Source organism: Parviterribacter kavangonensis (genome assembly GCF_056863335.1).
The window spans coordinates 3,030,441-3,055,531 of sequence record NZ_JBXPJA010000001.1 but is presented as its reverse complement, the minus strand read 5'-3'; the positions used below and the strand labels follow the sequence as shown (position 1 = coordinate 3,055,531).

The 25,091-nt window shown below is 71.2% G+C and carries 21 protein-coding genes; 2 read left to right on the top strand and 19 right to left on the bottom strand.

Going from position 1 to position 25,091, the window contains the following annotated elements; translation table 11 throughout:
• Positions 1-7: 7 nt before the first annotated feature.
• A complete protein-coding gene (locus tag AC1UE4_RS15340; RefSeq protein ID WP_482918106.1) occupies positions 8-1,459 on the top strand; it encodes an alkaline phosphatase family protein in 1,452 nt (483 codons plus the stop codon).
• Here AC1UE4_RS15340 and AC1UE4_RS15335 read toward each other — a convergent pair.
• From AC1UE4_RS15335 to AC1UE4_RS15320, 4 genes are read right to left on the bottom strand one after another with little or no spacing between them, the layout of a single operon-like run.
• Positions 1,456-2,754: a M20/M25/M40 family metallo-hydrolase gene (locus tag AC1UE4_RS15335; protein WP_482918105.1), complete on the bottom strand. Its 1,299-nt coding sequence runs from the start codon at positions 2,752-2,754 to the stop codon at positions 1,456-1,458. The two genes, AC1UE4_RS15340 and AC1UE4_RS15335, sit on opposite strands and share 4 nt — an antisense overlap.
• Positions 2,741-3,226 carry a GNAT family N-acetyltransferase gene (locus AC1UE4_RS15330; protein ID WP_482918104.1) on the bottom strand — a complete coding sequence of 162 codons (486 nt, stop codon included), beginning with the start codon at positions 3,224-3,226 and terminating at the stop codon, positions 2,741-2,743. The genes AC1UE4_RS15335 and AC1UE4_RS15330 overlap by 14 nt, the downstream gene beginning before the upstream one ends.
• The gene (locus tag AC1UE4_RS15325; protein ID WP_482918103.1) at positions 3,223-3,669 is read right to left on the bottom strand and encodes a DUF4442 domain-containing protein; all 447 of its coding nucleotides are present in this window, start codon (positions 3,667-3,669) and stop codon (positions 3,223-3,225) included. Before AC1UE4_RS15325 ends, AC1UE4_RS15330 begins: the two co-directional genes overlap by 4 nt.
• Positions 3,670-3,679: 10 nt before the next feature.
• A complete protein-coding gene (locus AC1UE4_RS15320; protein ID WP_482918102.1) occupies positions 3,680-5,665 on the bottom strand; it encodes a hypothetical protein in 1,986 nt (661 codons plus the stop codon).
• A 127-nt stretch (positions 5,666-5,792) separates the two neighbouring features.
• Here AC1UE4_RS15320 and AC1UE4_RS15315 point away from each other — a divergent pair, with 127 nt between their 5' ends.
• A complete protein-coding gene (locus AC1UE4_RS15315) occupies positions 5,793-6,452 on the top strand; it encodes a hypothetical protein (RefSeq protein ID WP_482918101.1) in 660 nt (219 codons plus the stop codon).
• 42 nt (positions 6,453-6,494) lie between these two features.
• On the opposite strand, the gene AC1UE4_RS15310 is transcribed toward AC1UE4_RS15315, so the two are convergent.
• The 15 genes from AC1UE4_RS15310 to AC1UE4_RS15240 all read right to left on the bottom strand — a co-directional run bounded on the left by AC1UE4_RS15310 (position 6,495) and on the right by AC1UE4_RS15240 (position 25,078).
• A complete protein-coding gene (locus AC1UE4_RS15310) occupies positions 6,495-7,814 on the bottom strand; it encodes an LVIVD repeat-containing protein (RefSeq protein ID WP_482918100.1) in 1,320 nt (439 codons plus the stop codon).
• Positions 7,815-7,907: 93 nt separating this feature from the next.
• Positions 7,908-9,725, bottom strand: a complete 1,818-nt coding sequence (accC, locus tag AC1UE4_RS15305) for an acetyl-CoA carboxylase biotin carboxylase subunit (protein WP_482918099.1) — start codon at positions 9,723-9,725, stop codon at positions 7,908-7,910.
• Positions 9,726-9,778: 53 nt separating this feature from the next.
• On the bottom strand, positions 9,779-10,837 hold the full coding sequence (locus AC1UE4_RS15300; protein ID WP_482918098.1) for a calcium-binding protein: 1,059 nt from the start codon (positions 10,835-10,837) through the stop codon (positions 9,779-9,781).
• Positions 10,834-11,610, bottom strand: coding sequence for a thrombospondin type 3 repeat-containing protein (locus tag AC1UE4_RS15295; protein WP_482918097.1), 777 nt, complete (start codon positions 11,608-11,610; stop codon positions 10,834-10,836). Before AC1UE4_RS15295 ends, AC1UE4_RS15300 begins: the two co-directional genes overlap by 4 nt.
• Entirely contained in the window at positions 11,607-14,858 is a 3,252-nt protein-coding gene (locus tag AC1UE4_RS15290; RefSeq protein ID WP_482918096.1) for a M28 family peptidase, read from the bottom strand. The genes AC1UE4_RS15295 and AC1UE4_RS15290 overlap by 4 nt, the downstream gene beginning before the upstream one ends.
• Positions 14,859-14,930: 72 nt before the next feature.
• A complete protein-coding gene (locus AC1UE4_RS15285) occupies positions 14,931-15,842 on the bottom strand; it encodes a WD40/YVTN/BNR-like repeat-containing protein (RefSeq protein WP_482918095.1) in 912 nt (303 codons plus the stop codon).
• Positions 15,815-17,233 (bottom strand): fenitrothion hydrolase, encoded by a 1,419-nt coding sequence (locus AC1UE4_RS15280; RefSeq protein ID WP_482918094.1) that lies wholly within the window; start codon positions 17,231-17,233, stop codon positions 15,815-15,817. The genes AC1UE4_RS15285 and AC1UE4_RS15280 overlap by 28 nt, the downstream gene beginning before the upstream one ends.
• A gap of 10 nt (positions 17,234-17,243) precedes the next feature.
• Positions 17,244-17,537 (bottom strand): hypothetical protein, encoded by a 294-nt coding sequence (locus AC1UE4_RS15275; RefSeq protein ID WP_482918093.1) that lies wholly within the window; start codon positions 17,535-17,537, stop codon positions 17,244-17,246.
• A gap of 82 nt (positions 17,538-17,619) precedes the next feature.
• Positions 17,620-18,606: an endo-1,4-beta-xylanase gene (locus tag AC1UE4_RS15270; RefSeq protein ID WP_482918092.1), complete on the bottom strand. Its 987-nt coding sequence runs from the start codon at positions 18,604-18,606 to the stop codon at positions 17,620-17,622.
• A gap of 41 nt (positions 18,607-18,647) precedes the next feature.
• Positions 18,648-20,516, bottom strand: coding sequence for an adenylyl-sulfate kinase (gene cysC / locus AC1UE4_RS15265; protein ID WP_482918251.1), 1,869 nt, complete (start codon positions 20,514-20,516; stop codon positions 18,648-18,650).
• A 47-nt stretch (positions 20,517-20,563) separates the two neighbouring features.
• Complete coding sequence (gene cysD, locus AC1UE4_RS15260) at positions 20,564-21,475, bottom strand: sulfate adenylyltransferase subunit CysD (protein WP_482918091.1); 912 nt, start codon at positions 21,473-21,475, stop codon at positions 20,564-20,566.
• Positions 21,472-22,377, bottom strand: a complete 906-nt coding sequence (locus AC1UE4_RS15255; protein ID WP_482918090.1) for a sulfite exporter TauE/SafE family protein — start codon at positions 22,375-22,377, stop codon at positions 21,472-21,474. The genes cysD and AC1UE4_RS15255 overlap by 4 nt, the downstream gene beginning before the upstream one ends.
• A 15-nt stretch (positions 22,378-22,392) precedes the next feature.
• Positions 22,393-23,004 carry a phosphoadenylyl-sulfate reductase gene (locus tag AC1UE4_RS15250; protein ID WP_482918089.1) on the bottom strand — a complete coding sequence of 204 codons (612 nt, stop codon included), beginning with the start codon at positions 23,002-23,004 and terminating at the stop codon, positions 22,393-22,395.
• Between the two features lie 14 nt (positions 23,005-23,018).
• Complete coding sequence (locus tag AC1UE4_RS15245) at positions 23,019-24,812, bottom strand: nitrite/sulfite reductase (RefSeq protein WP_482918088.1); 1,794 nt, start codon at positions 24,810-24,812, stop codon at positions 23,019-23,021.
• 68 nt (positions 24,813-24,880) lie between these two features.
• A complete protein-coding gene (locus AC1UE4_RS15240; RefSeq protein ID WP_482918087.1) occupies positions 24,881-25,078 on the bottom strand; it encodes a hypothetical protein in 198 nt (65 codons plus the stop codon).
• Between the last annotated feature and the right edge of the window lie 13 nt (positions 25,079-25,091).

The following is a 25,091-nucleotide window of genomic DNA, read 5'->3' as shown; positions in this document are numbered from 1 at the left end:
TGCAGGCATGCGTCCCGACGAAGAGAGCCTCCTCCGCCGGCGCGAGTTCCTCGCGCGCACGGCCTCCATCGCCGGGATCGCCGGCGCCGCCACGCTGCTGCCCTCGGGCACGATCCTCCAGCAGGCCGCCGCCGCGCAGGCCCAGCGGCTGCCGAGCCCGCGGAACATGCCGATCGACCACTTCGTCGTCGTGATGATGGAGAACCGGTCGTTCGACCACTACTTCGGCTGGCTGCCGGGCGCGGACGGCGAGCAGCACCAGACGTTCACGGCGCCCGACGGCCGCTCGGTCCCGACGCAGCACGCGTCCGAGCTGGAGGCCGAGTGGCAGGGCTGCGGCCACCCCGATCCCGGCCACGGCTGGGACTCCGGCCGCGTGCAGCTGCGCGACGGGTTCATCGCCGAGGGGTCGGGCAACGACGAGTTCGCGCTGAGCTACTACAACGAGGGCGAGCTCGAGTTCATCCACGCGGCGGCGAAGAACTACACGGTCTACGACCAGTTCTTCTGCTCGCTGCTCGCCTCGACCTGGCCCAACCGGTACTACATGTGGTCGGCGCAGTCGGGCGGCCGCACGAACAACGACCCGCCGCTCGACACCGCGGGCAACCAGTGGGAGACGATCTTCGACCGCGCGATCTCGAAGGGTCTCGACGCGCGGTACTACAACTCCGACCTGCCGTTCAGCGCGGTGTGGGGCGCGCGCGGCGCGACGTGGACGCGGCCGCTCGCCGAGTTCTACGCCGACTGCGCGCTCGGCACGCTCCCGTCGATCTCGTTCGTCGACCCGCCGTTCCGCGACGGCGGCGGCGGCGACGGCATCTCGGCCGACGAGCACCCGCACGGCGACGTCCGGCTCGGCCAAGCGTGGATGGCCGATGTCGTCAACGCGTTCGTCTCGTCGCCGAACTACCGCCGCGGCGCGCTGTTCATCGTCTACGACGAGTGGGGCGGGTTCTTCGACCACGTCAAGCCGCCGAGCGTCCGCGACGACCGCTCGAGCACCGAGCTCGACGAGGACTTCGGCCAGATGGGCTTCCGCATCCCCGCGGTCGCGATCTCGCCGTACACGCGCAAGCGCAAGAAGAGCGGAGCGGTCGCCCGCGTGAGCCACGAGCAGCTCGGCTTCGAGTCGATCCTCAAGCTCATCTCGTACCGCTTCGGCCTCGGGTGGCTGTGCACGCGCGACCGCTACGCGTCGAACATCGGCCGGACGTTCGACTGGCGGCGCCCGCAGTTCGAGGCGCCCGACCTCCCCGACCCCGCGCAGGTCGCTTCCCGCCCCTGCTCGCTGGGAGGCGGGGACGTGCTCGAGGAGGAGTCGGCCGCCGCCCACGTCAACGACCTCGCCGCGCTCGAGGAGCTCGCCGATCGCGTCGGCGTCCCGGTCTACGACGGCAAGACGAGCGACCTCTTCACGAAGCCCGACTCGCTGCTGCGGGCCGTCGGCAAGCGCTAGCTCCCATACCGCTGCGCGACGGAGAAGTAGGCGTCGGCTCCGAAGCGCACGGAGTCGACGGGGATGCGCTCGTCCGCGGCGTGGATCAGCTCGGTGAAGTTGAGGTCGGCGGGCAACTGCATCGGCGTGAACCCGTAGCCCTGGATGCCGAGCCGGCCGAAGTGGCGGGCGTCGGTGATCGCGGCGAGCAGCAGCGGGATCGGCGTCGCCGCCGGATCGGCGTCGCGGATGACGCCGGCGAGGAGGTCGAAGAGGCCGAAGTCGGGCTCGGGCGGGCCGGGCTCCGACCGCACGACCTCCAGCTCGACCTCGTCGCCGAGCAGCGCCCGGACCTCGGCGAGCATCCCGTCCGGCGTCTGCCCCGGCAGCGCGCGGCCGTCCAGCGTCACCGTCGCCACCGACGGGATGACGTTCACCTTGTCACCCGCCGCGATGATCGTCGCGTTCACGGTGTTGTGCAGCAGCGGATCGAAGAACGCTCCGCGGTCGCCGAGCAGCCGTAGGACGCCGTCCGTCGTCCGCGGATCGAGGAGCCGCCGCAGCAGCAGCGCCAAGGGCGCCGGAAGGCCATCGGCGAGCGCCTCGATCATCCGCGACACGACGGGCGTCACGTGCACCGGCAGGCGCTTGCGGTCCAGCGTGCGCAGCAGCGCCGCCAAGCGCGCGGTCGTCCCGCCGTGCATCGGCAGCGACCCGTGCCCGCCCGGCCCGCGGACCGTCGCCTGCAGCCAGCACACCTGCTTCTCGGCCACCTGGATCGGCGCGAACCGCCGGCCCGCGATGTCCATCGTGAACCCGCCGAACTCGCCGAGGGCGTACCGGACGCCTTCCAGCAGGTCGGGCCGTTCGCGCACGAGATGCAGCGCGCCGAAGTCGCCCCCGGCCTCCTCGTCGGCCAGCACCGCCAGCACGATGTCGCCACCCGGCCGCACGCCCTCGCGAGCGCACCGGATCAGCGCGTGGACCATCATCGCCACGCCCGCCTTCATGTCGAGCGTTCCGCGCCCGTGGAGCATCCCGTCCTCGACGACCGCGGCGAACGGATCGTGCTTCCACTGCTGGCCGGTCGTCGGCACCACGTCGACGTGCCCCTGCCACAGCAGCGGCGGCGCGACGCCCCGGCCGGGCAGCCGCGCGACGAGGTTCGGCCGCTCCGGATCCTTCGCGACGATCGTCGTCTCCAGCCCCGCCTCCTCGAGCAGCCCGCGGACGAACTCGATGCACGCCCGCTCGTTCCCCGGCGGGTTCGTCGTGTCGAAGCGGATCAGCTGCTGCAGCAGCTCAAGAGGCTGCATCGAGGTGCTTCCGCAGGAAGAGGTTGCGCGCGCCGTAGCGCGAGTCGATCGCGCTGAAGCCCAGCGACTCGTACAGCGCGACCGCGGTCGTGTTCTTCTCGTTCGTGTCGAGCTCGACGCGCCGGCACCCGCGCTCGACCGCCAGGTCCACGACCGCCGAGACGAGCGCGCGCCCGAGGCCGGCCCCACGCGCCCGCTCGTGCACGAACAGGTCCTCGAGCAGGCAGTCCGTCGCCGCCCACCAGATCCCGTAGCGGAAGCGCACCTGCGCGACGCCCGCGGGCGCGGAGTCCGCGTCGGCCGCGCCCAGCAGGAAGGCAGTGTTCGGGTCCTCGATCAGCCGGTCGACGCCGGCGAGGAACGCGTTGTCGGACGGCCACGTCATCCCGAGGTGGTCGCGGAACGCGATCAGCAGCTCGCCGACCGTGTCCGCCTCGTGCGGTGCGGCCCGCCAGACGACGGCCGCGCTCACGCGTTCTTGCGGACGTGCCAGCGGACGGTCATCTCGGCGACGACCTCGCCGCCCGTGTTCGTGAGCTCGACCTCGACGCCGAACCGCACGGCACCGTCGCTGTCGAGCTCCTCGAGCAGGCTCGCGGGCTCGCAGTCCAGCGTTCCCTTCGCGGTGATCGCCCCGCGCGCGATCTTCCTGTAGGCGATCTCCGCCGACTCGGCGAGCGGCGTCACCTCGCCGAGGCGCTCGACGAAGGCGCCGATGAACGCGCCGCCGGACGCCGCCTCCCCGGCCGAGAACAGCGCGCCGGCGTGCTGGGAGCCGACGTGGTTGCGCGTCTCGTCCCGATCGGGGAGCACGACCACGCCGATGCCAGGGCCGATCTCGGTGACCCGCAGGCCGACGTGCGCGTTGAACGGGATGGCCGTCTGCAGGCCACCGCGGAGCGCCTCGTAGTCCATGCGGCGCAGCCTACGGCTTGCGGCTGCGCCCCACCCGGACGACGAGCGGCTTCTCGAACGCGCGGCCGTACCGCTCGCCGTCGGCGGCGGTGCGGCGGCCGGGCAGCATGACCATCTGCCAGTCGTTGACGATCTCCGTCAGCGGCACCGTCTGGCGCGCGTTGTCGGACTCGGCGACGAAGAGCATGTGGACGCCGTGCGTCGCGATCGAGCCCTGGAAGAACTCGTCGGTCCCCTCGGCCGGCACGCCGTCCTCCGGGTGCCAGCAGCGCCGCGGCGTGCCGTCGGCGCGGGTGCGCGGCTCGGTCGCCGTGCGCTTGCCGATGTCGATCCCCGGATCGGAGCCCGTCCCGTCGTCGAAGCAGCTGTCGTCGCGGTAGTACGGCACCGCCGCGACGGCCTGCACCGCGCCGCCCGGCGAGTTCTCCGCCGACATCGTGATGCGGTCGACGATCGACCCGTTCGCGCCGCTCACCATGCTCCATCCGAGCCCCGCGTTCGGGTCGTTGAACGTCGGGTCGCTCAGGTCCGCGGACAGGTGGTAGGGGAACTGGCAGAACTGCAGCTCCTGGTACATCGAGCGGTACGTGCTGTCGAGCTGCGTGCGGTCGTTGTCGTCGTAGTGCGGGTTGCACGGGTCGTCGAGGTTGCCGCCGAGCACCTCGTCGTTGCGCCCGTCGATCGGCACGCCGTTCGTCTGGCGGCTGTTGAAGAACGTGTCGACGCGGCCGGCGTTGAAGTCCCACTGCGCGTAGATGCCGTCCAGCGGCGGGATGACGTGCACGCGCAGGAACGTGCGCTGCGACATCTCGTCGCGCGTGAACGTCTCGCGGCGGATCACGTTCGTGCCGGAGTCGGCGCCCCACGTCTCGCGGATCGCGCGCACCGGGCCGACCTTCTCGCCGAGCAGCGTCGACGAGCCGCCCCAGTTGTTGTCCTCCTCCTCGTAGCCGCAGCACGGCGTCTCCGACTCGGGGTCCTGCGCGAAGGCGCGCGCCTTCCAGCGGTCGACGAGGTCCGGGCCGTACGTCTTGCCGCCGTCGGGCGAGATCTGGACCTTCGTCATCAGCCAGCGGCCGTCGTAGCGGAAGCGGTAGCGCGAGGTCGTGATCGTCGCGGTGTCGCGCGGGCGCCGGCGGCCCTCGCCGATGACGTTGCCGTTCTCGTCGCAGTACTTGCCGACCGCGGCGTTGCCGTAGTTGTCGTAGCTCGACTGGGAGAACGCGAAGAGGTCGGCGTTCGCGTCGCGCTGGTAGCGCACGTAGCCGTTGCCGGCGTCGAACGCGGGCTCCGGGCCCTTCGCGCCCGCCAGGCCGATGTAGACGTAGCCCGTCTTCGCCGCGGGGTTCGTCGGGTCGAGCACGGAGACCGTGCGGAGCCGCTCGACGCCCTTCGGCAGCGGCGCGGTCGCCGGCGCCTTCGGCCCGGCGTCGAACGCCATGAACGAGACCTCGTCGTTCTGATCCAGGCCCTGCACCGGGTCGGCCGCCGTCGGCGTCGCGGGCTGCGCGCGGCACGGGTCGTCGGCCGGGCCGTCCTTCGTGTACCGGAAGCCCTCGCGGTCGAACGCGTACGTCGTGTGCTGGTCCTGGCCCGAGTAGAGCGCGAAGCCCGACGCGGTGTTGTCGAGGTAGCGGGTGAACTGCTCGTCGACCTGGAACGGGATCTGCTTGTAACGCTCGTGCTTGGCGTCCCACTTGAAGCCGAGCAGCCGGTCGACCGGCACGCCCTTGCCCGCCGCGTCCTTCGTGTCGAGCGCGGGGTCGGCGTAGTGGTTGTGCGCGTCGTAGCCCTCGGGGCACGACTGCTCGAACCCGCCGGTCACGCCGCTCGCGCCGTCCTCGGCGGGGTTGCCGAAGCCGGACGGGTTGATCGTGTACGGGCAGTCGAGGAAGTCCATCAACGGCGGCTGCACCGTCTGGTTCGCCGGCACCGCCCACGTCCCGAGCTGCTTGCCGCTCAACACGACCAGCGAGGTGTTCCGCGCCGCGGGCACCGTCGGATCCTGTGCCATCGCCTGCGGGGCGAACCCCAACGTCATCACTGCCGCCGTGACCCACGCGCTCCTTCGCATGGCTCTCTGAACGCCGCCGTTTCCCGGAACTTGCGGTCACACTGCAGGCGTGCTCAAGCAGGCCGCCGAACGCATCGCCTCCACGCTGCCCGACGGGGCGGAGGTCCTGCAGGTCGGTGGAGCCGACGACGTCTTCGCCCACGCCACGACGGTCATCTCGGACTTCGCGCCCGAGGTGCGCGGGCGGGCGCGGTGGGTCGTGCGGGACGTCTGCGGCCGGGAGCCGTGGCCGTTCGAGGACGGCCGGTTCGCCTTCGCGGTCTGCACGACGCTCGCGCTGCTGCGCGACCCGGTCGGGGTGTGCGCGGAGCTCGGCCGCGTGGCCCGCGGCGGCTACGTCGAGGTGCCGACCATCGAGCACGAGCTCGCCGCCGGCGACGGGCGCTGGCTGTGCGACGTCGTCGACGCCGAGCTCGTCTTCGTCCACAAGTCCGGCCGCGTCCACCGCGACCCGCGCGTCAAGGTCCCGCCGCGCTGGCACGAGCGGCTTCGCGAATCCGAGCGCGTCAACGGCCTCTTCTGGGAGAACCGCCTCCCGGCCCGCGAGCGGCTCGTCGACGACGACGTCCTGGTCGACGATCTCGCCGACCGGCTCATCCGCCGCTTCGAGCCGAGCTCGGCCGAGGTCGCGCTCGCCGAGGCACGCCGGCTCGGAGGCCTCGCGGGCGCCGCCGCCCAGCGAGGCCTCGGCGCCCTAAGAGGACGGTGACCGAGGGGCCGGCGGCCGGGGCCCCTCGCGACGTCTCCGGGCTCAGGCCGGCAGGTCGACCTCCGGCTTGAGGATCGGGCACATGAACCCGAACGTCGGGTGCGGCTCGAACGCGGTGCTGTCGAGCGCCGGGCTGCCGAACCACTTGGACGGGACCGGCGCCTTGACCCTCTTGCCGGTCAGTCCGCCGTCGGTGATCCGCAGCACGTCGACGCCGCGGTACGCGTCGGCGGTGTAGACGATCTCGCCGGCCGGGTCGGTCGGCGACCAGTAGGACGCCCACGTCGAGCCGTTCGCCGGGATGTAGTAGCCGACCTGCTGGATGTCGGTCGGCGTCCGGTAGTCGAGGAAGCGCGTGCCCTGCTCGTACCAGCCGACCGAGGCGATGCCGCTCTTCGCGTCGAACCAGTGCGACGAGCAGTTCACCGTCACCGGCGCCTTCGAGTCGACCGCGCCGCCGGTGAACATGCCGTTCAGCTCGGTCTCCCACGTGTCCTGCGGCGTGATCGAGCCCCGCTTCAGCCCGGACAGGTCCCACGTCTCGAAGTGGCCCTGGCCGCGGCAGCCGCCGGGCGGAACCTCGTCCGTGTCGATGTAGTCCTCCTCGGTGATCAGCAGCGTCTTCCCGCGCCGCTGCGAGTTGTGGAGGATGAAGTCGTTGTACGGGGACGGGTTGCGGCCGGCCTCGCCCGTCGTGCCGAGCAGCTTCGGCTTGAGCGGGTCGAGCGTCGTCTGGTAGCCGGCCGCACCGCCGCCGCCGACGTTCCACAGCGTGCCGGTCGAGTCGAGCTCGGTGTCGTGCGTGACGTTGAACGCGTCGCTCATCGACGCCGCCGACTGGAACTTGCCGAGCGAGCGCGGCGCGGTCGGGACGGTGAGGTCGACGACCTCGACGAGGTTGCCGCCGTCGACCCACAGCTGCGAGCAGTCGCTCTTCACGAAGTTCGCGATGTGGCCCGACCCGCGGCCGCTGCCGGTCAGCCCGAGCGGCAGGATCGCCGTGACCAGCGGCGTCGTGGGCTGCGTGATGTCGACGACGTAGAGCACGGATCCGAGGTCGGCCGCCTCGCGGTCGTTGACCACGATGAGCGTGTTGCCGCAGAGGTCGACGTCCTCGTTCTCGAAGTGCGGCAGCGGCAGCTCGCCCACGACCTCGGGCGACGCCGGGTCGGCGATGTCGAGGACCGTCACGCCGGTCCAGCCGGACACGAACGCGTAGTGATCCTTGAAGTTCATGCCCGCGGCGCTGCCGGGGACGCGGCCGAGCAGCTCGATGTTGTCGGATTTGGCGAGCGGGGGATCGGCGGGCGCGAGCGCGGCGGAAGCGGGGGCGGCGGCGACGGCGGCGAACGCGGCCGCCACCGCGCACGCCGTCAAGCGCCTCGTTGCGGATGACACGAAGGTCGGCATACCCGCTGCAACGCAGCGGGCACTCCGGCCTTGCGCCTTTCGCTACTAGCCGTCGCCGTTGGCTGACGCGCCGTCCGAGGAGATGACGGCGATCGTGGCGCCGGTGGAGATGGGATCGCCCTCCTTGACGGCGAGCTCCTTGATCACGCCCGCCTTGTGGGCGGTGATCTCGTTCTCCATCTTCATCGCCTCGATGATCGTGACGAGCTGGCCCTCCTCGACGGACTGGCCCTGCTCCACGAGCACCTTCCAGACGTTGCCCTGCAGCGGCGAGGCGAGCGTGTCGCCGCCACCGCCGGCGCCGCCCTTCTTGCGCGCGCCGCGCGAGGGCTTCGCACGGCCGCCGGAGTTGGCGCCCGCCGCGGCCGGCGCGGCGAACCCGCCGCCGCCCGCGAAGGCCGCGCCGCGGACCTTCACGTCGAACCGCTTGCCGGACACCTCGACCTGGTACTCGAGCTCGACCTTCTCCTCGGCCTCGTCGTCGTCGACGGGGACGGGGGCCTGCTCGGGCGCGGTCGACTTCAGCCAGTCCTTGTCCTCGATGAGGTCGTGCGCCGTCTCCGCGTTGGCCCACTGCTCACTCGAGAGCATCGCCTTGTGGAACGGGATGAGCGTCGTGAGGCCCTCGATCTGGTACTCGTCGAGCGCGCGCAGCATGCGCTGCGTCGCCTCCTCGCGATCGCGGTCCCAGGTGATGAGCTTGGCGACCATCGGGTCGTACATCGGCGTGACCTCGCCGCCCGCCTCGAGCCCGGAGTCGACGCGCACGCCGGGGCCCGTGGGCTCCTTGTACGAGCCGACCTTGCCCGGTGCCGGCGAGAAGTTGCGCGAGGCGTCCTCGGCGTTGATGCGGCACTCGATCGCGTGGCCGCGGAGCACGACGTCGTCCTGCGTGTAGCGGAGGGGCTCGCCGGCGGCGGCGCGGATGCCCTCCTTGACGATGTCGATGCCGGTGACCATCTCGGTCACGCAGTGCTCGACCTGGACGCGCGTGTTCATCTCCATGAAGAACCACTCGTCGCCGTCGAGCAGGCCCTCGATGGTGCCGGCGCCCACGTAGTTGACCGCCTCGGCGGCCTTGACCGACGCCTCGCCGATCCGCGCGCGCAGCTCCTCGTTGACGTGAGGCGCGGGCGCCTCCTCGATGAGCTTCTGATGGCGGCGCTGGATCGAGCAGTCGCGCTCGCCGAGGTGGATCGTGTTGCCGTGCTTGTCGGCGAGGACCTGCACCTCGACGTGACGGGGGCTCGGCAGGTAGCGCTCGAGGTAGACCGTCGAGTCGCCGAAGAACTTCTCACCCTCGCGGGCGGCGCCCTCGAACGCGTCCTTGAGGTCCTTCTCCTCCATCGCGACACGGAAGCCCTTGCCGCCGCCGCCGCCCGAGGCCTTGACCGCGATCGGGAAGCCGATCTCGTCGTGGGCGAGCTTGAGCGCGGCCTCGTAGTCCGGCACCGGCTCGGTCGTGCCGGGGATGATCGGGACGCCGGCCTTCTTCATGAGGTCGCGCGCGTTCGTCTTCGAGCCCATCGCGTCGATCGCGCTGGCGGGCGGGCCGATGAACACGATCCCGGCGTCCTCGAGCGCCTTGGCGAACGGGGCGTTCTCGGCCAGGAAGCCGTAGCCGGGGTGGACGGCCTCGGCGCCGGACTCCCTGCAGACCTCCAGGATCCGCTCGATCTTCAGGTACGACTCGGATGCGGCGGCCGGGCCGAGGAGGTAGGCCTCGTCGGCGCGACGCACGTGCAGCGCGTCGCGATCGGCCTCGGAGTACACGGCGACCGATTGGATGCCGAGCTCCTCGCAGGCGCGGATGATGCGGATGGCGATCTCGCCACGGTTGGCGACCAGGACCTTCGAGAACATGAGCGCCGGGACTCTAGCCGTCGCGCGCCCCAAGACGGCCGGTCACTGCGTGCTCAACCTGTGACTCGGATGAGCGGAGCGCGCCGCTCGATGCTGTTCCCGGCGGCGTCCGTGGCGACCACGCCGATCCGCGCGGAGACCCGCTTGCCGTGCCGCAGCGCCCGTCGGGCGCGCCGCAGGAGCGCCCTGCCCGGCTTCAGGACGAGCGTCGCCCCGGCGCCGTCGACCGCGATCGGCGCGCGGACCGTCTTGAGCGGGAACCGCAGGCCCGCGACGTCGAGGAACCCGGACGCGGCGACCGAGCCGGCCTCCGACGACGTCGCGAGGACGCGCAGCGCTCCGAGCCGCTGGCGGGTCAGCGCGCCCGCCCGCAGGCGGGGCGCCGTCTTGTCCGGCGGCGGCTCCGACGACGTGGCGGGCAACGTGCCGCCGGCCGTCGCGGCGCGCGTGACGTTCTCGCAGTCGCCCGCCAGCTCGTCGAGCGCGTCGGCGTCGACGGTGTCGGTTCCGGGGCCGCAGGCCACGCGGTCCTTCAGCCCATCGCGGACCTTGACGTCGTCGTCGCCCGCGCCGGCGTCGAGCACGTCGTACCCGGCGCCGGCCTGGATCTGGTCGTTGCCGTCGCCCGTCTCGACGAGGTCGTCGCCGCTGCCCGCGAGCACGTTGTCGTTGCCGCCGAGCGCGCGCAGCTCGTCGTTGCCGTCGCCGCCGACGAGCACGTCGCTGCCGTTCGCGCCCGTCACCTCGTCGGCGCCGGCGCCGCCGAGCCCCTGCATCGGCAGGTCGACGCCGAGCGCCACGACGTCCTCGCGCTCGCCCACGTCGACGCGCAGCTGCGTGATGCCGCTGCGCGCGCAGAACGCCTGCACGACGTAGCCCTCGGTGTTCGTCGCGCCCGGCCGGCACGTGCCGTAGTCGATGCCGCCGTCGACCGTCGGGTCGCTGAACTCGATCTCCGTCGCGGTGGCGCGGATCGTCAAGCTGTTCGTGGACGTCGCGTCGGACGAGGTGTACGAGACGTCGGTGCCGCGGACGCGGATGATCGAGTGCGCGGGCGCGACCGCCGGCAGCGCGAGCACCGCGACGACGGCGAGCAGCAGCGCGCGCCTCATCGCGTCACCCGCACCCGGCGCGTCACCCGCGTGACGTTCCCGGCCGCATCCGCCGCCTCGATCCGCACCGAAGCGGTCATCGACCGGCGGACCACCGGCATCCGCACGAAGACGAACGTCGCCCCGGCGCCGCCGAGCCTCGCCGTCCCCAAGCCGAGCTTCCTCCCGGCGCGGCGCACCGACGCGGTCAGCCTGCACGCCTCCGAGCAGCGCACCTCGACCGGCAGCCCGGCGTAGATCGCGTCGGCGCGCACGCGCCGCGCCAGCTTCACCCTCACCGACGGCGCGGCCGTGTCCGGCACGGCGGCCGGAGGCGGCGGAGCGACCGTGTCGGGGTCGCACGCGTCGCCGATGAAGTCGCCGTCGGCGTCCTTCTGGTCCGGGTCGGCGACCTTCACGCACACGTCGTCGCGGTCGGCGACGCCATCGGCGTCGTCGTCCTCGTCGCAGAGGTCGCCGGTGCCGTCGGAGTCGGTGTCGCGCTGGTCGGCGTTCGCGATCAGCGGGCAGTTGTCGACGGGGTCGTCGACGGTGTCCGCGTCGTCATCGGTGTCGCACGCGTCGCCGCCCTCATTGACCGCACTCGAGCCGCCGGGCCGGCCGTCGCCGTCCGTGTCCAGCTGGTTCGAGTTGAAGTCGTCGGGGCAGTTGTCGTCCTGGTTCTGGACCGTGTCGTGGTCCCGGTCGAGGGGCTGGGTGGGGTGACCCAGCCCGCTCGCCGGGGGAACCAGCAGCAGCGCGAGGGCCGCGGCGATGGCCGCGAGGGCCCTCACGCGCGCCGCGACACCAGCGTCGCCTTCGCCTTGCGCTTGCCGGACGCCGCGAGGACGGCGACTCGGTACTCGCCGCGCCGCAGCTTCGCCCCGCGCAGGCGCAGCGTGATCACGCGGCCGGCCTTCGCCGAGCGCGTGAACCGCTTGACGACCTTCGCGCCCTTCTTGCCGCGCAGCACGCGGACGAGCACCTTGGCGTCCGACGACGTGCTCAGCCGGATCTTCAGCGTCTTGCGGAAGCCGGGCGAGCCGAGCGCGAACGTCCGCAGCAGCCCGCACGAGCCGCGGCGCTGGAAGCCCTTCGCCCGGCGGAACTTGCCCTTCGCGCGCTTGAGCACGACGGTCCGCGAGTCGGTCTTCCCGTTCGCGGCCTTCGTGCGCAGGCGGGCGTAGTAGAGCCCGGCCGGGAAGCGGCCCTTGCGGATCGTCAGCTTGCCGCTCTTCGTCGTGCGGCGGACGACGCGCTTGCGCTTGTCGCCCTTGACGCGGAACAGCTCGAACGTGCCGGGCGCGCCCGTGAGGCCCATCCGCACGGCCAGCCCGCGGCCGCGCCGCTTGACGCTCAGCGTCCGGAACCCGGCCGCCGTCGCGCAGACCGACGCCTGCGAGACCGGGATGCCGCGGTCGCCGCTCGTGTCGCCCGAGCCGCCGACGGTCACGGTCACCGACTCCACGTTCGAGGCGGCCGAACGGACGTCGCCCTTGAAGATCGCCTTCACGCGGTACGCGTAGGTGCCCTTCGTGCGCTCGGTCACGCGGAACGCGTTCTCGCTCGTCTTGCCGATCTGCCGGAAGACGCCGGAGACGAGCTTGATGTCGTCGATGTACCAGCCCGCCCGCGCGAACGGGAACGTCGGGTCATGGGCGCCGAGCTCGTAGACGAAGCGCAGGCGCACCTTGCGGCCGGCGAACTTCGTCAGGTCGGCGAACCGGGACTGGAACTTCGCGCCGCTCTGGTCGCCCTGCCGCTCCTCGAAGATCGACAGCGAGTCCGAGTCGGTCGCGCCGGTGGCGAACGAGTCGGCGTTGATCCACTCGAGCTGACCGCCGTCGCCGTTGTCGATCGCGATCTGCACGCGGCCCTTGTCGCCCGTGTCGTTGACGAACGAGGACTGGTAGCTCAGCGCCACCGTCGTGCCGCGCTGCAGCTGCACCGGCTCCTTGAGGGTGAGGATCGACGTCCCCTCCTCGGGGCCCTGCTGGTACGTGTTCTCGCCGTCCGGCACGCCGGTCCAGAACGACCGCGGCTTCGAGGCCGAGAGGTTGCCGTGGTACTTGGCGGTGTTCGAGTCCGACAGCTGCCACGGAGCGATGCCGGCGGGCGCCTTCGAGACCTCCCAGCGATCGAGCGACGTCGCCTTCTCGTCCAGCGCGACCGCCGCGTTCGTCGACTCCTCGATCGCGTAGCCGGTGAGGTCCTTCTTGTCGGCCGGGTAGTCGTAGGTGAGGTCGAACGTGCCGTCCTCGTCGGTCGCCGCGGGCTTGTTCAGCTCGGGCGGCGTGACGTCGTTCGGCAGCACCGTGATCGGGATGCTCATCGACGCGCTCTGACCGGTCGCGGTGTTCGTCACCGTCAGCTTCGACGTGAAGCGGCCGCTCGTGTTGTACGCGTGCTTGATCTCGCGCCCGCTGCCGGTCTGGCCGTCGCCGAAGTCCCAGCTGTAGGAGAGCTGCGAGCCGTCGACCATGCGGCGCGTGGCCGGGTCGGCGTACTGGTAGGAGCCGCTCGCGTCGAACGTGAGGTCCTGGTCCTCCTTGGCCTCGTTCGGCAGCGCCTCGTAGTACGCGACCACCTTGTCGTTGGCCGTCTGCGCCCCGCCCTGGTCGGGCTGGAGCATGCCCCAGCTGAGCATGAACGCGCAGAACTCCATGCCCTTCGCCCACGACTCGGAGTACTTCGAGCCGGTCGGGTCCGGGCCGGTGAAGCGCATCATCGTCTGGAGGTTGTCGTTCGGCGTGTGGAACGTCGACAGCGCGTCGGCGCTCTGGTCGGGCCCGTAGTTCGGGTCGCCGTTGCTCTCCTGGTTCGGCCCGGTGACCTCGGGGCCGGGGTTGAAGAACGGGATGCCGAGCGTCTCGAAGTTCCGCCAGTCGGAGCTGAACAGCACCGGCCGGTCGGTGCCGAGCGCGATGCCGCCGACCTTGCCGACGTCGCCGGTGCCGGTGGCGTCCTCGGCGTCGGAGATGAACGTCTCGGTCGGGCCCGCCGCGTTCGGGACGGTGTCGTCGACGCGGTCGAGCACCTGCTGCACGAGCGTCGCGGCGCGCTTGTTGAACTCGGTGATGCGCGTCGCGTCGCCGGCGCTGACGCCGGGGATCGCGCCGGGGTCGGCGAGCTGGATGCCCATCCGCAGGCGGTCGAGCGGGTTGCCGTAGCGGTAGCTCGGGTAGCCGCCGGCGCACGGGTCGGTGTTCCAGTAGCCGCGGACCTTCGACTCCTCGCCGGGCACGACGTTGTTGTTCGCGTAGTCCTGCGAGCCGTACGTCCCGGACTCCTCCGCGTCCCACGGGATGAACTTGATCGTCGCGCTCGGCCGCGTGCCGGTCGTGCGCCAGTAGTCGGCCATCTGCTTGGCCATGCGGATCATCTCGGCGTGGCCCTCCTGCGAGTCCCACGCGGACGCCGGGCCGTCGTTCGTCTTGTCGTAGTGCGCGCCGACGATGATCGTCTCGTCGGGGTTGTCGGCGCCCGGCACGACGGCGGCGGTGTTGATCGCGGTGCCGAAGCGGGTGTTCCCCGTCTCGCCCGGATCCGGGACCTGGAACTTGTACTGGTGGATCGTGACGCCGAAGTCGCCGAGGATCTCCTTCATCGTCGCGGCGTAGTAGCGCGACCACTCGAGCTGGTGGTTGTCGCAGAGGCCGGCGGCGACGACCCAGGTGCCGTACGCGCTGCCGTCGTACTGGCCGCCGCAGCGGCCGTGCTGCGTGGCGCCCTTGTTGCCGACCGGGTCGTTGTCGGTCGTGTCGCCCGGCGCGCGATACGGGTAGCAGAGGACCTCGAAGACGTTGTTGTCGAACGCGTTCCACTTGCCCGACGGGTTGAAGATCTCGCCCTGCCGCTTGGGCTGGAACTGGTCCTGGCACCCGGTCGCCGCCGGCGGCAGCGGGTCGCCCGGCTTCAGCGCCCCGATGGGCGAGTAGTCGAGCTTCGAGATGTCGGGCGCGGGCTGGTCGGCCACCGCGGCGGACGCGGGTGTGGCCAGGAGGAGCAGTGCCGCCAAGGCGGTCAGGACGGAGCGCAGCATGCGGGCGTCAACGCGACATGCGCCACGAACTTGCGCCGTCGGTCAAGAAGACTGACCTAGGTTCCACCTGGCTCAGGGCCGGAAGCGGTCCTCGAACGTGCGCCCGCCGTCGGTCGTCTCGACGATCGATCCGTCGCTGAGCGCGACGAACACGTGCTGCGCGTCGAGGGCGAGCACCTTGTACGGCTCGCCGTCCAGCTTGCCGACGGAGTTCCACGTCTGCCCGCCGTCCTTCGAGGTCATGAAGGTGCCGTCCTGGTCCGCGCGCATGAGCGTGTCCGGCGCCGGCCAGGCGAGGCGCGATCGCGTGCCGACGTCGGCCGGGCGCCACTTGTCGCCGCCGTCCTCGGACCGGTAGAGCTGCTGCTCGGTGCTCGCGAGCAGGTGCTCTGGGTCCTCGGGGTCGACGACGAAGTCGAGCACGAGCTGGCGCGGCGTGAAGCGTTCGGACCACGTGCGGCCCTCGTCCTTGGAGACGAGGATCGCGCCGAGGACGGCGTCGAACGCGTAGAGCTCTCGGTCGGGGCCGACGAAGCGGATCTGGTGCAGGTCGGCCTGCCCGAGCCTCGACACGATCCGCCACGTCCTCCCGGAGTCGTCGCTGCGGATGAAGCCGAGGTAGGGCGGAAGCGGGCGCGCGGTGTCGGGATGGCCGCTGCCGATGTACTGACCCGGCCCGACGACCTTCAGCTCGAGGAACGTGCCGACGGGTGCGCTGCCCTGCTTGCCGGTGATCGTGCCCTTGATGCGCTTGACGCTCGAGCCGTCCTTGGCGACGCGGAAGAAGCCGCGGTTCGTGGTGAGCAGGAACGTCTGGTCCTTCGGGTCGATCTCGAGCGCGTTGACGAACGGCGGCTTCTTCGAGAAGTCGACGAGCCGGTCCGAGCGCTCCTTCGTCGCCGTCTGGGCAGCGGCGCCGCAGCCGGTCAGGGCGACGGCCGCGATGGCGACGGCGATCAGGCTCCAGCGGATGCGAGCAGCCACAGCGCGAGGGTCGTGAAGCCGATCATCACCGCGAGCATCCAGTACTGGCTGCGCACGGCGAGCCGGGCGTTGTCGTAGAGCGTCAGGGCGCGGTCGTGCGCGAGCGTCAACGCCGCCACGTGACCGAGCACGACGAACGCGACCTGGAAGTACCACGTCGCGTTCTGGCTGAGGACGCCGTAGTCGATGGCCGCGCCGGCGGTCCCGAAGAGGTCCCAGCCCTTCCCGAGCGGATCGGAGGACAGGTACGCCATCGCCTGGCCCTGGAAGACGAGGAACGTGAGGTAGTGCGCGAGCACGTAGACGATCGCGATCGGCACGAGCGAGTGGACGAACCCGCCCTGCAGCAGCCGCTGCGTCGTCTCACCGCCGACCGACTTCGCCCCGAGGCACCCGAGCGCGTAGAACGCCGCGACCGCGAGCACCGCGACGAGCAGCCCGACCGTCGCCGCCCCGACCTCACCCGCGTTCCCCGCGAGGTCCGGCTGGATCGTGCCCTTCCACGTCGCCCCCTGGCTGAACCCGTCGAACGTCGTCGCGCCGATCATCACCGCCAAGAGGAAGACGGTCCCGCGCCGAGGCGTGAACGCCGTCAGGCCGGAGAGCGGGCGCCGCAGCCCCAGCCGCGCGCCGCCCCACGCTTCTTCGCCGCCGCCACCCCGCGCGTCTTCGCCGCCGCCACACCGCGCGTCTTCGCCGGCCCCTCTCGCCTCGAACACGCTGACTCTCGCGAGGAGGCCGAAGTAGACGCCGAAGGTCTCTCCTTCCCGCGACCACGAGTCGGCCCCATATCGGAGCATCGCCGCGAGGGTGAGGAGGGTGTAGACGAGGACGATGACGGCGAGGTTGCGGGGGTTCTGGCCGCCCTGGTCGGACAGCTCGACCGACGCGAGCTCGATCCAGGCGAACGCGAGCAGCCCGGCGACGGCGGGCCAGTGGCCGAGCCGCTTGAGCTCCGCCTCCCGCGAGGGCTTCCGGCCGGTGACGCGCTCGATCACCCGGCCGATCGCGAGCCACGGGTTGAACGCTCGGAAGACGTCGCCGAGGAGGATGCTCGCGAACACGAGGCCGACCCAGAAGACGACGTAGACGAAGGTCGGCGCGAAGTTCTCGAGCGCGCCGGGGGGCCCGGTGAAGCCGCTGACGATCGTGGTGACGAGCAGCAGCACACCGAGGGAGCGCGTGATCGCGACGACGGGCGCGGCGGCGAGGCGGTCGAGCGGGGGCGGGAGCGGTCGCCAGCGCGGGCGCTCGAGCTTCGGAGTCGGCCACAGCAGCGCGAGGCCGAGGAACGACACGACGAGCACCGCGCCCGCCGCCCAGCCGAACAGCCACTCGGGCAGCGGCAGGTCCGCGCGCTGGACGAGCCCGTGTGCGATCGGCAGGTGCACGCCCATCGCGTCAGCGGCGGATGGCGAAGAAGACCTTGCGGCCGTTGTTGCACGACCAGCGCACGCGGTCCTTCTGCGACTTGAACGTCTGGCAGCTGTAGCCGCGCGGCTTGCGGTGATGCAGCGCGAGGTTCTTCACGTACGTCCGGCCGGTCGAGCACGAGATCTGGTCGACCTTGACCTGGTAGCGCTTGCCCGCGAGCGTCAGCTTGCCGCAGTCCTTCGGCGGCACGATGGCGCCGGCGGGCGCCGCAACGAGCAGGCCGGCGAGCGCGGCCACGAGAGCGAAGGAGCGGAGCATCATCCGCCACAACGCCCACCGTCAACGGAACTTGCGAAGACCCTGAGGGTCCGACCACGCGGATCTCTCGGGCGGCGGCGCCGGATCATCTCCGGAGGCTGCGCGTGAGAGCCTCCCACGTGGCCTTCGGCTTCAGCTCCGAGTCGAAGGGGAGCGCCTTCGCGTCCTCTCCCAACCACGAGTCTCGGTCGGAGACGCCCCACGTGGTGACGCGCTTGCAGGCGGGGACGGCGGCGCAGGCGGCGGCCGCGTCTCCGTACACCTCCGGCGGGGCTCCGCCCTCGACGTCGAGCTCGGTCAGCTCGACGTCGACGCCCGTCGCGGCGAGCTGCTCGATCGTCCGCTGCAGCCGCGCTCGCGACGGCGGCGTCTTCGCGGACAGGTGGGCCTCGAGGCCGACGCCGTCGAGCAGGCCCTTCTCCTTCAGCGTCCGCGCCAGCTTCACGAGCGCGCGCAGCTTCGGACCGCCGTTCTCCGCGCCGATCTCGTTGATGAACAGCCGCGCGTCAGGGTCGGCGGCGCGGGCGTCCTTCAGAGCGAGCTCGATGTAGCCGGGCCCGAGCGTCGACAGCCACGGCGATCCCGGCGCGGTGCGGAACTGGCCCGCGTCGGTGAGCGGCTCGTTCACCACGTCCCACGTCTTGACCCGCCCGCGGTAGCGCTCCATCACCGTCGAGATGTGCTCGGCCATGATCGACCGCAGCTCCTCGGCCGAGAACTTCCCGTCCGACAGCCAGCCCGGCACCTGCTGATGCCAGACGAGCGTGTGCCCGCGCACCTGCAGCCCGTGCGACGTCGCGAAGCCGACGATCGCGTCGGCGTCGTCGAAGTGCCACTCGCCGCGCTTGGGCTGCACGACCTCGGGCTTCATCTCGTTCTCCGGCGTCACCGAGTCGAACGCCGTCGCGACGACCTCCTGCAGCCCCTCGTCCTCCGAGAGGACATCCCATCGGACCGCCGTGCCGAGAGGGACGTCCGTCTTCGGGTCGTCGATGTTCGGTGCGGATCGCTCCAGCGACGCGCCGCCGCACCCGGCGACGAAGACGAGGAGGAGGGCGACGACGCCGCGCACGGGCGGCCACTACCCGAAGCGGCGTGGAAGAAGGCGCGCGGCTAGGCGTCGATCACGCCGCGCTCGACGAGCAGCGCCCACGCACGCTCGACGGCGGACTCGATCTCGTCGGCGCCGAGGACCAGCTCGGCGTCCTCCGGCGGCTCGTACGGCGCGTCGACGCCGGTGAACCCGGTGATCTCGCCGGCGCGCGCCTTCGCGTAGAGGCCCTTCGGATCGCGCCGCTCGCACTCCTCGATCGGCGTGTCGACGAACACCTCGGCGAACTCGAGCCCGGCGTCGTCGTGCAGCTTGCGCGCCGCATCGCGGTCGGCCGCGTACGGCGAGACGAGCGAGACGATCGTGACGACGCCCGCGTCGGCCAGCAGCTTCGCGGCCTCGGCGGTCCGCCGGACGTTCTCGGTGCGGTCCTCGGGCGAGAAGCCGAGGTTCGCGTTCAGGCCATGGCGCAGGTTGTCGCCGTCCAGCCGGTACGCGGGAACGCCCGCCTCGACCAGACGCGCCTCCAAGGCGCCCGCGATCGTGCTCTTGCCCGACGCCGGCAGCCCGGTGAACCACAGCGTCGCGCCGCGGACGTCGAGAGCGCTCCAGCGCGAGTCGCGGGTCAGCCGGCCCTCGTCCCACGTGACGTTCGCGGACCGCTCGTCGGTGGCGGCGCCGAGCAGCATGCCCGCCGCGACGGTGTCGTTCGTCGCCTCGTCGACGAGGATGAACGAGCCGGTCGCGCGGTTGCGCGCGTACGGGTCGAACGCCAGCGGCGCCGCCGTCCGGATCGTCACGCGGCCGATCTCGTTGAGATCCAGGGCCTCGGCGCTCTCGTTGCGGTGCAGCGTGTCGACGTCGATCCGGTAGAGCACGTCATCGAGGACGGCCCGCGTGGTCTTCGTCGTGTGCTTGAGCAGGTAGCGGCCGCGGGGCTGGCTCGCCTCCTCGCTCATCCAGCACAGCATCGCGTCGACGCGGCGCTCGAGCAGCGGGCGGTTGTGCGGGCGCGCGATGACGTCGCCGCGCGAGACGTCGAGGTCGTCCTCGAGCCGCACGGTGACCGACATCGGCGGATACGCCTCCTCGACGGGCCCGTCGAACGTCTCGATCGCGGAGATGCGCGACCGCGTCCCGGCGGGGAGCACGACGATCTCGTCGCCCGGCCGCAGCACGCCGCCGGCGACCTGGCCCGCGTACCCGCGGTAGTCATGGTGCTCGTCCGTCCCCGGCCGGATGACCCACTGCACGGGGAAGCGCGCGTCGCGGTAGTTGCGGTCCGACGCGATGTGGACGTGCTCGAGGTGGTGCAGCAGCGTCGAGCCGTCGTACCACGGCATGTTCTCCGACCGGTCGACGACGTTGTCGCCGAGCAGCGCGCTGATCGGGATGAACGTCGTGTCCGCGACGTCGAGCTTGGCGGCGAACGAGGAGAAGTCCTCGACGACCTTGTCGAACGCGCGCTCGTCGAAGTCGACGAGGTCCATCTTGTTCACGCACACGACGATGTGCGGGATGCGCAGCAGCGAGGCGATGAACGCGTGGCGGCGCGACTGCTCGACCACGCCGTTGCGCGCGTCGACGAGGACGAGCGCGAGGTCGGCGGTCGACGCGCCCGTGACCATGTTGCGCGTGTAGCGGACGTGGCCCGGGGTGTCGGCGATGATGAAGCTGCGCCGCGGCGTCGAGAAGTACCGGTACGCGACGTCGATCGTGATGCCCTGCTCGCGCTCGGCGCGCAGGCCGTCCGTCAGCAGCGAGAGGTCGACGGCGCCCTCGCCGCCGTGTCGGCGGATCGACGCGGCGGCGACCTGGTCGAGCTGGTCCTCGAAGATCGCCTTCGTGTCGTAGAGCAGCCGGCCGATGAGCGTCGACTTGCCGTCGTCGACCGAGCCGGCGGTGGCGAAGCGCAGCAGCTCGCCCGACAGGTCGCGCGTCGCCGGCGCGACCGGGTTCTGGTGGCCGTTCGTCGACACTAGAAGTAACCCTCGCGCTTGCGGTCTTCCATGGCGGCCTCGGTGACGCGGTCGTCGGCGCGCGTCTCCCCGCGCTCGGTGATCCGCGTCGCGGCGATCTCGGCCACGACGTCCTCGAGCGTCGTCGCCGTCGACGCGACCGCGCCGGTGACCTTGATGTCGCCGACCGTGCGGTACCGGACCGACGTCGTGAACGGCTCCTCGCCGTCGAGCAGCTCGGTGTGCTCGGACACCGCGTAGAGCATCCCGTCGCGCTTGAACACCTCGCGCTCGTGGGCGAAGTAGATCGACGGCAGCTCGAGCTGCTCGCGGGCGATGTACTCCCAGACGTCGAGCTCGGTCCAGTTCGAGATCGGGAACACGCGGACGTGCTCGCCCTTGTGGATCTTGCCGTTGTAGAGGTTCCACAGCTCGGGCCGCTGGTTCTTCGGATCCCACTGGCCCATGTCGTCGCGGAAGGAGAAGATCCGCTCCTTCGCGCGGGCGCGCTCCTCGTCGCGGCGCGCGCCGCCGAACGCGGCGTCGAAGCCGTGCTCCGCGATCGCGTCGAGCAGCGTGGTCGTCTGCAAGCGGTTGCGCGAGCCGCGTGGCCCGGTCTCGTCGACGACGCGGCCCTTGCGGATCGACTCCTCGACGCTCGCCACGACGAGCCGCTCGCCCAGCTCGGCCACGCGGCGATCGCGGTAGTCGATGACCTCCGGGAAGTTGTGGCCCGTGTCGACGTGCATGAGCGGGAACGGGAACTTGCCGGGGCGGAACGCCTTCTCGGCCAGGCGCAGCAGGACGATCGAGTCCTTGCCGCCGCTGAACAGCAGCACGGGGCGCTCGAGGACGGCGGCGACCTCGCGCATCACGTGGATCGCCTCGCTCTCGAGCGCGTCGAGATGGCTGAGCTCGTATCCGGGGGTCATAGGGCGATCCGAAGGGGGTTGGCTTGTGCGGCGGCCGCGGTGCGCTTGCGATGCAGCAGGAACACCCCGACGCCGACGAGGACGGGGACGCCGACGAGGACGGCGATCGGCATGGCGACACCGGCCTTCGACGCGATCCCCAGCGACGCGGCGAGCAGGACGATGCCCAGCGTAGGACGCAGGCCGTCGACCGGCACCCTCTGGAGCAGCGACGTGCCGATCCAGACGCCCGGGATCGATCCGACGAGGATGTTCGCCATCAGCCCGAAGTCGACGTTCCCCCCGGCCCAGTGGGCGAGGCCGGCCGTCCACAGCAGCACCGCCGCGTGGAAGACGTCGGTGCCCACGACGCGGCGCGGCGTGAGCTTGAAGACCATGATCATCGCCAGCCCGATCAGCGCGCCGCTGCCGACGGACGTGAGGCCGAGGATGAACCCGAGCACGAGGCCGATCCCGACCGTCAGCCAGCGCCGGCGCCCCGACAAGTCGGCGCTCTCGCGCTCCTGCGACGCGACGTCCGGCATGAAGAGCGCGCGGACGAGGATGCCGATCGAGACGAGCACGAGCGCGACCGCCAGCGCACCGAGCAGCACCGGCTCGAAGTCGTCGCCGTAGGCCGACTCGAGCCGGTCGATCGCCCACACGCCGAGCAGCGATCCCGGCACGGACCCGCACGCCAGCCACGTCGAGAGCTTGAGGTCGACCTGGCCCTGCTTGAGCACCCGCCAGCCGCCGACCGTCTTTGTGATCGCCCCATAGGCGAGGTCGGTCCCGATCGCGACCACGGGCGAGTAGCCGCCCACGAGGATGAGCAGCGGCGTCATGAGCGAGCCGCCGCCGATCCCGGTCAGCCCGACCAGGATCCCGACGCCCAAGCCGAACAGGACGACAACAGGGTCCATGTGCGCGGAGGAAGGCTATGCGGCGTGGAGGCCGCACTCGATCTTGTCGGTGCCGGCCCAGCGACCCGCGCGGCCCTCGCCGGGCTGCGTGCAGGGGACGCAGCCGATCGACGCGTAGCCCTGGTCGTGCAGCGCGTGGTAGGGCAGCCCGCGATCGCTGATGTGCCGCCACACGTCGCGGTCGGTCCAGTCGACGAGCGGAGCGATCTTGTAGAGGCCGTGCTTGGCGTCCCACGCGATCGGCTGCGTGTCGCGGCGCGACTCGCTCTGATCGCGGCGGACGCCGGTGACCCACCCGTCGAAGTCCTCCAGTCGCTCGCGCAACGGGATGACCTTGCGGGCGTGGCAGCAGGCGTCGGGGTCGGTCTCCCACAGGCGCTCGGGCCACTCGCCGCGGGCGCCCTCGATCTCGATCTCGTAGTGGGCCTCGAACTCGGCCCACGCGGTCTTCGTCTCATCGAAGAGCACGCCCGTGTCGAGCGTGAACACGTGGACCTTCTCCCGCGCGGCCTGCAGCGCGAGGTCGAGGACCACCGAGGCCTCCTTCTGGAACGAGCAGGCGATCGCGATGCGGTCGAACCGCTCCGCCGCCTCCTCGAAGACGCCAAGCGCCGACGAGACGGGCATCGTCGTGGCTGTCCCTAGACCGCGCACTCGCCTTCGCCGCGGATGACCTGGAAGGGCACGTTGCGGCTCCAGTCGATGAAGGCGTTCATCGTCTCGATGGAGAACTCCATGGGCAGCGAGAGATCGCGGACCTCGTCCTCGAAGCGCTGCATCCCCACCCGGTCGGCGTAGACGTTGAAGAACTCGCCGTCGTTGCGCTCGGCCTCGTACATCTTCAGCCAGCGCTCGATCGCGTCGGGCACGCGCTTGGCGGGGAGGCGGACCTTCAGGCGCGTCCCGAAACGCGCACCGCCGTCGGCGTACGAGCCGCCGATGTGCGCGACGTACGCCGGCAGGGTGTGCTCGCCGACCTTGATCGACGCGCCGTAGAGCCCGATGTTGCCGATGTGGTGCTGGCCGCACCCGTTCGGGCACCCGTTCATGTGGATCTTGATCTGGCGGGTGAGCTCGTCGGTGACGTCGATCTCGGCCAGGCGCTCGCGGATCGCGAGGTTGAGGCCCATCGAGCTCGTGATGCCGAGCTTGCACGAGTCGGTGCCCGGGCAGCTGATGACGTCGGTGATCTCCTGCGCGCCGGGCTCGTTGAGCTCGAGCTCGCCCAACCGCTGCCACACCTCGTAGGCGGCCTCCTCGCGCACCCAGCGCAGGACGATGTTCTGCGCGACCGTCGTGCGGGCGTAGCCGCCGGAGTAGTCGCGCATGATCGCCGCGAGGCCGCGGAACTGCTCGGGCGAGAGGTCGCCGCGCGGAACCGCGACCTCGACCGTCACGAAGCCCTCCTGGCGCTGCGGGCGCACGTTGGAGCGGGCGAACTTCTCGTACTGCGTGAGGTCGCCGTTGGGGCTGGCGAAGGTGCCGGCCTTGGGGGCGTTGGCCTCCTCGTCGTGGATGAACGAGCGGGCGGCGACGTCGAAGTCGCGCTCGTTGACCCAATCGCCCTGCAGCTCCTCCTCCGTCTGGCGGCGGAGCTCGTCGATGCCGTACTTGTCGACGAAGACCTTGATCCGGGCGCGGGCGCGGTTGACGCGCAGCCACTCCTGGCGGTCGAAGATGCGCAGCACGGCCTCGGTGACGCGGAGGTACTCGCCGTCGTCGGCGCCGACGAACTCGTAGAGCGTCTGCGCGAGGCGCGGCATGATCGCCGTGCCGCCGCCGACGACCATCTTGAAGCCGCGCTTGCCGTCCCGGATGCGCGGGATGAACGCGACGTCGTGGATGCCGGTGATGGCGCGGTCGCGGTCGGTCGCGTCGAACGCGGTCTTGACCTTGCGCGGCATGCCCTGCGTCGTCGGGTGCCGCACGAAGTAGCGGACGTACGCGCCTGCGTAGGGCGTTGGATCGAAGAGCTCGTCATGCGTGACGCCGGCCCACGGGTCGCCGGTGACGTTGCGCATCGTGTTGCCGCAGCCCTCGCGGGAGGAGAGCCCGGCGTCGCTGACGTCGCGGATGTAGGCAGCGGCGTCCGGGAGCGGGACGTGGTGGACCTGGATGTTCTGCCGCGTCGTGATGTGGCCCTTCTTGAGCGGCACGTACTTCTCGATCGCGTCCGCGAAGGCCTCCATCTGCTCGGGGCTGACGCCGCCGAACGGAAGCTTGACCCGGATCATCTGCACGTCGGCCTGGCGCTGGCCGTAGACGCCCTGCTTCAGGCGGAACTTGATGAACTCGGTCTCTTCGTACTGACCATCGAGGAACCGCTTCGCCTCGGTGTCGAAGTCGTCGAACTCCTTCTCCAGGATCGGGATGATCTGGCCGGGGACGTTCTCGTAGACCTCGGGGTTGGCGAGGGTGCCTTGGCGTGCCGACATCGACGGCACTATACAAACAAAAGCCGGGTGCCTTTACGGGTTTTCAGATCCCGCTGTGGGAACCGCGGCTACCAGCGCTGCGGCGGTTCCCGCTCGACGGCCTCGATCATCGCCGTCCGGACCCACGGATTGGGCGCGGCGGGCTCCGTCGCGACCGGGGGAGCGGTCTGCCGCAGGAAGTGCTCCACCGCGGCGATGACCGCCGCGGCCTCCTCGGGAGACGCGCTGGAACCGAGCAGCTCGAGCTTCGGGCGGCGGTTCGGCATCGCCGCGGGAGCG

Excerpts from the sequence above, each read along its gene's own strand:
- AC1UE4_RS15300 (WP_482918098.1), bottom strand. The coding sequence starts at position 10,837 with ATGAGGCGCGCGCTGCTGCTCGCCGTCGTCGCGGTGCTCGCGCTGCCG.
- AC1UE4_RS15340 (WP_482918106.1), top strand. The coding sequence starts at position 8 with ATGCGTCCCGACGAAGAGAGCCTCCTCCGCCGGCGCGAGTTCCTCGCG.
- AC1UE4_RS15255 (WP_482918090.1), bottom strand. The coding sequence starts at position 22,377 with ATGGACCCTGTTGTCGTCCTGTTCGGCTTGGGCGTCGGGATCCTGGTC.
- AC1UE4_RS15275 (WP_482918093.1), bottom strand. The coding sequence starts at position 17,537 with ATGATGCTCCGCTCCTTCGCTCTCGTGGCCGCGCTCGCCGGCCTGCTC.
- accC (WP_482918099.1), bottom strand. The coding sequence starts at position 9,725 with ATGTTCTCGAAGGTCCTGGTCGCCAACCGTGGCGAGATCGCCATCCGC.
- AC1UE4_RS15290 (WP_482918096.1), bottom strand. The coding sequence starts at position 14,858 with ATGCTGCGCTCCGTCCTGACCGCCTTGGCGGCACTGCTCCTCCTGGCC.
- AC1UE4_RS15240 (WP_482918087.1), bottom strand. The coding sequence starts at position 25,078 with ATGCCGAACCGCCGCCCGAAGCTCGAGCTGCTCGGTTCCAGCGCGTCT.
- AC1UE4_RS15335 (WP_482918105.1), bottom strand. The coding sequence starts at position 2,754 with ATGCAGCCTCTTGAGCTGCTGCAGCAGCTGATCCGCTTCGACACGACG.
- AC1UE4_RS15245 (WP_482918088.1), bottom strand. The coding sequence starts at position 24,812 with ATGTCGGCACGCCAAGGCACCCTCGCCAACCCCGAGGTCTACGAGAAC.
- AC1UE4_RS15325 (WP_482918103.1), bottom strand. The coding sequence starts at position 3,669 with ATGGACTACGAGGCGCTCCGCGGTGGCCTGCAGACGGCCATCCCGTTC.
- AC1UE4_RS15250 (WP_482918089.1), bottom strand. The coding sequence starts at position 23,004 with ATGCCCGTCTCGTCGGCGCTTGGCGTCTTCGAGGAGGCGGCGGAGCGG.
- cysD (WP_482918091.1), bottom strand. The coding sequence starts at position 21,475 with ATGACCCCCGGATACGAGCTCAGCCATCTCGACGCGCTCGAGAGCGAG.